Genomic DNA, 8721 nt, shown 5'->3' with positions numbered 1-8721 from the left:
GGATTAGATTCCGGAGTAGGCTCGGGAATAGACCTGAAGAGTGCTCCGGCAAAAGACCCGACCATAGGCTCTACTTGTGCATGGGCCTAAGGCTCGACCGTAGGCGGTACGATAGCTGGTACAGTAAGCTCGGCAATAGGCAGGAGGATAGCCGGTACAGAAGGCAGGGCAGTAGGCGGTGGATTAGGTGGGTGAGAAGGCTCAGGCTTAGGCGCGACAATTGGCGTGGCAATAGGCGGGGATTTAGGTGTGAGGATAGGCCCGGGTAACCGTCCCCCCCACGACCCCTGGGCAGGGAATACGTAACTTACGCGATGTCGATTTGACCCAAAACGCCGAAATCCGGCTATAAGTATATATGAACCCCATTTGCAGTGGGGGAAAGGAGTCCTAGAGCTAGCGCCGGAGACCAGGGCGCTGCTCGACCGCATCCGGCACCGGAGCAAGGTGCTGTCGATATACGAGATGCCGTCCGACCTGGCTGAGGCGGCGGTGTGGGAACTCGGCAGGCCGGTTCTCGACAGCCAGCGTCTGCCGGTCGTGCAGTACAATCAGTACCGCTGGTTCTCGCGTGAGGGAAACCAGGGACAGTCACCCTACTTAGTACCAGCGTCAAGGACATAGGGTCACGCCTCAGTTCCGCCCGTCCATTTGACATGCCCCGCGGTCTGTGGCCGTCAGGAAACAGAGGCGACCCGAGGGCCGCCTCTGCTCGATTCTGCTCTTGTATTCTGCCTGTCGCCTACTTCTGAAGCACCAGCTTCTCCGTGGAGTGGTAGCCGCCGGCTACGAGGCGGACGAAGTAGATGCCGTTGGCAAGGCTCCGGCCACGGTCGTCGGTGCCGCCCCAGGTGACGCTGTATGAACCACGCTTCATGCTCGACGCGCAGAGCGTCCGCACCACGCGGCCGGTGAGGTCGTGTATCTGCAGCGACGTCTGGCGCTGAGCGTCAAGCGTGTAGCGTATGGAGGTGTGCGCCCGGGCGGGATTCGGCTGCGGCGCGTAGAGCCGGGTCACGAACGAACCTGGGTTCGTTGGCTGCGACTGCTCCTGGATGCCGGTCGGCTGCTCCGTCTGCCAGAATCCGATGAGCGCCCAGTAGGCTGTCCCGGTCATCTGCCCGGCCGCGGTCTGGCCTGCGGTCGCGCTGCACCTGTAGCTTGTCCCGGCCATGTCCCCGCCGCCGATGCCGTTCACGCACCAGCTACATTTGTAAGTCTGGGCGCTTGTGACCGCCGCCAGCACCAGTAATGCTATCGTTATGGCGCGCATGTCTACTTGCCGAGCGGCTGGCCGTACGCGTCCGGATGGAGGTACTTGCCCCGCTCGCCTGCCGGTTTGTTGACTTCCACCTGGATGCGGTGCAGGTTTGCGTACGGGTCCTGCCTGATGCCCGTTACCTGCCAGGAGACCGTGGTCAACGGCACGCTGGTCCGGATGACGAACGTGTTGTCTTTCACACCGCGCACGACTTTGGCCTGTGCAAAGCCGCTGCCGTCGCTTTCGTCAATCACCGTCAACTGGTAGCGGAAGTCGCGGTTCAGGGCCTCGAACCAGTTCGGCAGGGTGACCGTGGCGTAGCCGGAGGCATCGGTCTTGACGTTGCCGTTGTAGATGTTCATCATGTCCGGGCTCTCGACGAAGGAGTGGTAGAGGTACTTGTTGAGCGGGTCGAGCGGGTGGTCGATCTGGAACGAGCCGCCGCCCTTGGAGAGGTTGCCGGTGACGGTCACGTTGCCGTTGAAGTACCCGGCATAGTTGGTGCCGCTGCCGCTCGCCGTACCGTACACGCCGTAGTTGGTGCCGCTGCCGCCGTTTGCCTGGCCGTATGCGCCGTAGTAGGTCCCGCTGCCGGTCGGGGCAACCAGGCCTTCGATGCCGTAGTGCCCGCCGATACCCACGACGCCGACGCCGTAGGAGTCGGAGGTGTCGTGGCGCCCCAGGATGGCCGCCGAGTCGTTGCTGGTGGCGGCATTCTTGACGCGGAAGACGGGAGCGGAGGACGACGCCGCGCTGCCGTCGTAAGGCAGGGCGATCTTGGCCGATGTGACCGAGGCGTCCTTCAGCTTGGCAGTGGTGATGGTCGTGTCGCGGATGTCGGCCGAGGAGACAGTGCCGTCTTTGATGTCGGCGCCGATGACCGAGCCGTCAGCTATCTTGGTGGAGTCAACGGCGTTCGCGGCTATGGACGGGTTCGGATAGGTGCCGCTCAGGCTGCCGCCGGCAGCCCCGCCGGGCGGCACGCCGGTGATGGTGACGTTGCCTGCATTGCTGAGGCGGCCGCGGGCATCGACCGTGAACTGGCCGACCTGGGTCGCGCTGCCGTAGGAGCCGGACGTGACACCGGTGTTGCTCAGCGAAGGGTTGGGATAGGTCCCGGACAGGTCTCCACCGGCAGCGCCGCCCGGCGGCACGCTGGTGATGGCCACGCTGCTCGCGCTGGTCAGTCGTCCTTTCGCATCAACGGTGATTTTGCTCACGTGTATCGTGTCGCCGTAGGTCCCGGCCGCGACACCGGAGGCGGCCAGCGTCGGGTTCGGGTAGGTGCCGGTCAGGTCGCCACCGGCAGCACCGCCGGGCGGCACGCCGGTGATGGTCACGTTCGCCGCGCCCGTCACCTGGCCCTTGTTGTTCACCGTAACCTGGGAAACCTGAGTCGCGCTGCCGTACGTGCCGGCAGTGACGCCGGTTGCCGCAAGGTCAGCCGCGGCAATCGTGGCATCCAGTATTTTCGCGGATGTAACCGCGCCCGTGGCAATAGTCGGGTTGGGGTAGGTACCGGTCAGGTCGCCGCCGGCAGCGCCGCCCGGTGCCACACCGGCGATGGTTACGTTGCCCGCGCCGGTGAGTCGGCCGGAGGCGCCGACCGTGAATTGACCGACCTGCGTCGCGCTGCCATAGGTTCCGGCCGTGACGCCGGAGGCGTTCAACACCGGGGTCGGATAGCTTCCGGTGAGGTCACCGCCGGCAGCCTGGCCTTCGTTGACGAAACGGGCATCACCCCAGGTGGTGTCAAATCGCACCGTGCCCGAGTCGATAATCGGGTTGGGTGAGCAGACCACGCCGGTCGCCTGAAAGACCTTTCTGACCGTACCGCTGGTGCCGCCGCCGATGCTGTCATTGCCCGGCGTCCATGCCGAGCCGTTCCACTTCATCACCTGGCCGGCTGACGCGCCCATCTGACCGAGGTCGGCAGCACCGATGGTGCCGTCCACGATCATGCCCGATGTTACGGAGTTCGCCTGCGCCGTCCGCACGAACCCGGTCGTGTCCTTGCCCTGCAGCAGGTCCGCACCGGCCGCCTCCTGCGCGGCGAAAGCGTAGGCCGAGCTGCCGATTCTGAACCTCGGGGTGAGTTCCGCTCCGGCTCCGACCTGCATTCCGAGGTAACAGGTGCCGGCCTGCGGCACCGAGTCAATCGGTGTCACCGAGCCAAGCAGGACACTGAACAGGCCGTTGCTCGTCCTGACCGTCTGTGTTTCCGTCCAGAACGCGGTCCCGCCGCTTGGCACCGTGTACAACTGGAAAGTCACGCTGTAGGTTGTATCCGCAACCGGTACGCCGATGGTGTCCGTCAACTTGCCCTGGTAGCTGAGTATGCCGGGGATTGTCAGCGCAGGGAGGTTCTTGCGCACGGCACCCAGTGGTGCAGTGGTTGAGCCTCGGGTCGCCGGAGATGTCTTTGTCTGCATGGGCGCCGAGTTGGCTCCGGCCATCAGCGGCGCCACAGTCAGACATGCTGCTGCCAGGACTACGACTAACACGCGCATCCAGGCCTCCTTCGTCATTGACTACGTAAGGGTGGCGCCTTTAGCGAGGCCCGTCTGTCCAGCCACCCTCGAGGGCAGCGGGTCACTTGGCCGGAGTCCTGCTGGGATGGCGGCGTCGCGAGCGGCACGCCCTAAACGGGCGTTGGCCGCCACCCGGCCAACGCTGGATGATAGAATCAGCTCAGACCAGTGTCAAGCGATGCCCCGGCCGCCGCGGCCGGTGGTAAGCGCGCACGGCGGAAGTCCATGCGCAGGATGGAATCCGCGGAACGCTTGCGGTCTGTGGCTCGGGGCTTTTGCCGGCTAGGGCAGGACCGGTACGAGGTAGCCGGCGTCGGGAATGACGTAGACCCGGGCGCCCTGGCCGAGTCTGGCGAAGGCCGCGTCGAGCGCGGTTTGCGCGGTCTTGTACGGGTGCATGAACACGCTCTTCACGACTTTGTCGTCAATCCCCATCACGGTGTACAGGTCGGCGGTCTGCATGATCTGTGCGAGGCGGGCGGATTTGTGCCAGCCCAGCGGAGAAGAGGGAGGAGTGAGGAGAGAGGAGTGATGAGTTGAGGGAAGGAGGTCGGAGGGGGATTTGGCGGCATGGAAGACTCTGATGAAGCTGTCATTGCCGATGCCGTCGTAACAGGACGAGACGGTGATGTGTACCGCCGGGTTCTTGAGCACCGGGCGAGCGAATTCGACCGCCCGCTGGGCCTGGTAGAAGTTGATGTTGGAGGGCGGGCCCAGCACGCTGAGGACGATGTCGGCTTTATCTGTGACCGGTATGGCAAAGGTCTGGTGAGCGTCGGCCACGGCTTCGTCGAAGGATTTGAACAGGTCGCCGAAGCGAATGGAAAGCAGGTTGTGCAGGCGGTCCTGCGTGAGCTGGATGGAGAAGACCGGGCGCGGGAGCATCCGGGCAGCCTCGGCCATGTCTTCGTGTACGGGGTTTCCTTTGAGCCCGAACGGCATCGAGCCCTCGCGAGTGACCATGTTGTGGTTCTGCGTCACAGTGTCGTAGCCGGCGATGCCGGGCAGGAAGCCTTTGCGGCCGCCGGTGTAGCCGGCGAAGTAGTGCGGCTCGATGGAGTTGATGGTGACGACTTTGTCGGCCCAGAGGAGTTCCTGGTTGAGCCACACGTCGGTGCCAAAGCTGGTCTTGCCGAGGAAGAAGAGGCGGGACTTGTCTTTGGAGTCGTGGCACAGGAGTGACGAGTTACGAGTTGCGAGTGACGAGTTGAGGAACTCGGAGCCGAAGATCGTCGCGTATTCTGCTTCGGTCGGCGGACGGTGCGTGCCAAGGCAGACGAGCGCCCGGAAGTCACGTGTGGACAGGACGGGTCTGAGCGCGGCCAGAATCGGTGCGTTGGGCGTGGGGCGGGTGTAGTCGTTGACGAGCACGAGCACGCGCTGCGAGTCGCCGAGGAATTCGGCGCAGGCCGTGACCGCCTGTTTGAGCGCGGCATCGGTGTCGTGAAATGGGCAGCAGTCGTTGGGCTTGAGGACGGCAATCAGGTTCCGGTCGGGGACGGCGATGGTCTCTTTGTCAGGGGCATGGATGAGTTCGATACGCACGACCAAGTATAGACCGGCGGACGCTTCTTTACAAGCCGAGCCCGCGTCCATAGAATTGCCTACTATGAAGAATCAGCCGGTTGTCGCAATCGCCATGGGCAGTGACTCGGACCTGCCAGTGATGTCGGAGACGAAGAGCGTACTCGACGAGTTCGGCGTGACGAGCGAGGTGCAGATCGTGTCGGCCCACCGCACGCCGGAGCTCTGCCGCCGGTTCGCGCGCGGGGCGGCCGGGCGCGGCATCAAGGTAATCGTGGCCGGCGCAGGCAAGGCCGCGCACCTGGCCGGAGTGATTGCCGCGCACACTACTCTGCCGGTCATCGGGGTGCCGCTGGACGCGGGCATGAACGGGCTCGATTCGCTGCTGTCGACGGCACAGATGCCGGGCGGAGTTCCGGTGGCATGTATGGCCGTGGGCAAGGCCGGCGCGAAGAACGCAGGACTGCTGGCGGTCGAAATACTGGCACTGGCTGACTCCCTCCTGGCGAAGAAGCTGGCTGCCTACCGTGAGAAGATGGCGCGTGAAGTTGCGTCAAAGGCCAGGGCCGCCGCGCGGTCTGGCGGTCCGAAGAGCTAGCTGAGTAGAAGACGTTTGCCGACATGTTGTGGCTGTTGCTGTGGTTCGGCGTGATGGGAGGACCGGTGCGTTCTTACTCTATCATCAAGTTGCCGCCGCCGGACACGGTTGGCAAGGTTACGGTTGAGCAGGCGCTCTGGCACCGGCGGTCGGTGCGAGCGTTCGCGGACGAATCACTCTCGCTTGCGCAGGCCGGGCAGTTGTTGTGGGCAGCGCAGGGCCTGAACACCGGTTCCAAGCGTCGGACCGCGCCGTCGGCCGGGGCTACGTACCCGATGGAGCTTTACCTGGTTGCGGGCAAGGTGAAGGACCTCAAACCGGGCGTGTACCACTATGCGATTGACAGCCACTCACTTGTGCTCATGCAAACCGGCGACCACAGGGCAGAACTGGCCGAGGCAGCGCTTGGGCAGAAGTCTATCTTAGCCGCACCGGCCGTGCTGGTCCTGGCCGCTGACTTCAGCCGGACCGCGCAAAGGTACGCAGAACGCGCTTCACGCTACGTCTACATGGAGGCGGGGCATGTCGGCGAGAACGTCCATCTGCAGTGCGAGGCGCTGGGGCTGGGCACGGTGATGATTGGCGCGTTCGATGATGACCGGGTCAAGAAGCTACTTCAGATAGAACAGGACCCACTATACATCATGCCAGTGGGACACAAGGCACAAGAGTGACGAAAGCGAGGACCTGATGGTCGTGAAACAGGCCGAACTGCAGGGAACTAAGCGGGTTGCCCAGGGCAAGGTCAGGGACATCTTCGAGGTCGGCGAGCAACTGCTGATTGTCGCGACCGACCGGCTTTCCGCGTTCGACGTCGTGCTGCCCGACCCGATTCCGGACAAGGGAAAGGTGCTGACACAGCTTTCGAGGTTCTGGTTCGACCGATTCCAAGGCTTGGTGCCGAGCCATGTGGTTGAAACCGACGCCGCACGGTTCCCGGCCAGCCTGTCGTCATTCCACGACCAGCTTGAAGGCCGAGCCATGTTGGTGCGTAAGGCGAAGCCGCTGCCGGTCGAATGCGTGGTGCGTGGGTACCTCGCGGGTAGCGGCTGGAACGACTACCAGAAGACCGGAGCAGTGTGCGGCATCAATCTGCCGGTTGGCATGAAGCAGGCAGAGAGGCTGCCCGAGCCGATATTCACGCCCTCGACCAAGGCAACTTCCGGCCACGACGAGAACATCACGCAGGAGCAGGCCGCTGCGCTGGTCGGCGCGGACGTGGCGCGCGAGATACGCAACGTGTCGCTGACCATCTACCGCAAGGCGGCGGAGTACGCGCTGGGCCGCGGCATTATCATTGCGGATACCAAGTTCGAATTCGGCATCTTCGACGGCAAGCTGATGTGGATTGACGAGGCGCTGACGCCGGATTCCTCCCGGTTCTGGTCGGTCGCGGAGTACAAGGTCGGGATGTCGCCGCCGAGCTTCGACAAGCAGTTCGTGCGGGACTACCTGCTCTCGATTAAGTGGGACAAGACGCCGCCCGCGCCGAACCTGCCGCCCGAAGTCATCAAGGGCACCTCGGACCGCTACCGCGAGGCATACCGTTTGATTACCGGCAGCGAGCTAGACTGAGGACAGGCCGAAGTAGGATGTCAGAGGTCAGATGTGAGATGTCAGAAGTGCCCTCACCCTCGCCCTCTCCCAGAGGGAGAGGGAAGGGGTGAGGATGGCAGAGTCTGGTAGTCCATGCTAGTAGCAGATTTCGACTACAACCTGCCGAAGGAGCTGATTGCCCAGCAGCCATTGGCGCGGCGCGACGCGTCGAGGATGCTTGTGCTTGAACGGAGTACCGGCAAGTTGCAAGACGCGATGTTCAGCGATATCGGGCGATGGCTGAAGCCGGGAGACCTGCTGGTTCTGAACAACACGCGGGTCATACCCGCGCGGGTGTTCGGCAAGCTGCCGACCGGCGGCAGCGTGGAACTGCTGCTGCTGCGTCAGGTCGAGCCGGGCACATGGGAGGCGCTATCCCGTCCTTCCCGCAAGGCAAGGCCTGGCTCCGTCCTGCTGTTTGGGACACACCGGGCCTCAATCGTGGAGCGGAAGCCGGAAGGGATTCGCGTGGTCCGGTTCGACCCGCCGGATATCTCCGCCCTGCAGCAGTCGAGCGGCGAAGTAGCCCTGCCTCCCTACATAAAGGAGAAGTGCGGCGACTATTCACGCTACCAGACCGTGTTCGCGCAGGTGGACGGCGCAATCGCGGCGCCGACAGCAGGCCTGCACTTCACGCCGGAGTTGCTCCGCGCATTGGGCCATGCCGGGGTTGAGACGGCATTCGTGACACTGCACGCCGGTCTCGGCACGTTCCGCCCGGTCAAGGTGGACAACGTCGAGGAACACACGATGCACCCGGAGGAGTTCGATCTGTCCGAGACCACGGCCGGGCAGGTGAACCGGGCGCTGGACGAAGGGCGGAGGATTGTGTGCGTGGGGACGACGACGGTGAGGGTGCTGGAAGGGCAAGCACACGAAATGACGAATGACGAGTGCCGAGTGTCGAATGGAGAGAGGCCGAATCCGGGAGGTCCAGAGTCCGGACGGGCCTGGCGCGTCAGGCCCGGACGCGGGCAGACGAATCTGTACATCTACCCGGGCTATGAGTGGAAGGTGGTCGGGGCTTTGCTGACTAACTTCCACCTGCCCAAGTCAACGCTCTTGATGCTCGTGTCTGCACTTGCCGGACAAGAGGCCGTGCTGGCGGCGTACAAGCATGCGATTGAGCAGAGATACAGGTTCTACAGCTTCGGCGACGCGATGTTGGTAGTGTGAGGAAGGGATAGAGAGATCGAGGGACAAAGGGATCG

Annotated in this window: 8 protein-coding genes; 5 read left to right on the top strand and 3 right to left on the bottom strand. The window is 63.7% G+C overall.

The genetic code is table 11. From position 1 onward, the window contains the following. The first annotated feature begins 369 nt into the window (after positions 1–369). The gene (locus tag VMH22_00225; GenBank protein ID HTW90119.1) at positions 370–624 is read left to right on the top strand and encodes a hypothetical protein; all 255 of its coding nucleotides are present in this window, start codon (positions 370–372) and stop codon (positions 622–624) included. Positions 625–742: 118 nt separating this feature from the next. Here the strand turns inward: VMH22_00225 and VMH22_00220 are convergent, their stop codons facing one another. The 3 genes from VMH22_00220 to larA all read right to left on the bottom strand — a co-directional run bounded on the left by VMH22_00220 (position 743) and on the right by larA (position 5337). Continuing rightward, positions 743–1273 (bottom strand): FlgD immunoglobulin-like domain containing protein, encoded by a 531-nt coding sequence (locus VMH22_00220; GenBank protein ID HTW90118.1) that lies wholly within the window; start codon positions 1271–1273, stop codon positions 743–745. A 2-nt stretch (positions 1274–1275) separates the two neighbouring features. Next, complete coding sequence (locus VMH22_00215; protein ID HTW90117.1) at positions 1276–3771, bottom strand: hypothetical protein; 2496 nt, start codon at positions 3769–3771, stop codon at positions 1276–1278. A 303-nt stretch (positions 3772–4074) separates the two neighbouring features. Beyond that, positions 4075–5337 (bottom strand): nickel-dependent lactate racemase, encoded by a 1263-nt coding sequence (larA, locus tag VMH22_00210; GenBank protein ID HTW90116.1) that lies wholly within the window; start codon positions 5335–5337, stop codon positions 4075–4077. Positions 5338–5401: 64 nt separating this feature from the next. Between larA and purE the strand changes: the two genes are divergently transcribed. The 4 genes from purE (at position 5402) to queA (ending at position 8686) form a co-directional block, all read left to right on the top strand. Further along, positions 5402–5914, top strand: coding sequence for a 5-(carboxyamino)imidazole ribonucleotide mutase (gene purE / locus VMH22_00205; protein ID HTW90115.1), 513 nt, complete (start codon positions 5402–5404; stop codon positions 5912–5914). A gap of 65 nt (positions 5915–5979) precedes the next feature. After that, the gene (locus tag VMH22_00200; protein HTW90114.1) at positions 5980–6588 is read left to right on the top strand and encodes a SagB/ThcOx family dehydrogenase; all 609 of its coding nucleotides are present in this window, start codon (positions 5980–5982) and stop codon (positions 6586–6588) included. A 16-nt stretch (positions 6589–6604) separates the two neighbouring features. After that, on the top strand, positions 6605–7489 hold the full coding sequence (locus VMH22_00195) for a phosphoribosylaminoimidazolesuccinocarboxamide synthase (GenBank protein HTW90113.1): 885 nt from the start codon (positions 6605–6607) through the stop codon (positions 7487–7489). A gap of 114 nt (positions 7490–7603) precedes the next feature. Then, positions 7604–8686: a tRNA preQ1(34) S-adenosylmethionine ribosyltransferase-isomerase QueA gene (gene queA / locus VMH22_00190; protein ID HTW90112.1), complete on the top strand. Its 1083-nt coding sequence runs from the start codon at positions 7604–7606 to the stop codon at positions 8684–8686. The last annotated feature ends 35 nt before the right edge of the window (positions 8687–8721 follow it).

The organism is bacterium (assembly GCA_035505375.1).
In the GTDB taxonomy this organism is placed as follows: domain Bacteria; phylum Hydrothermota; class Tepidihabitantia; order Tepidihabitantales; family Tepidihabitantaceae; genus UBA2258.
This window is presented reverse-complemented; position numbering and strand designations above follow the sequence as displayed.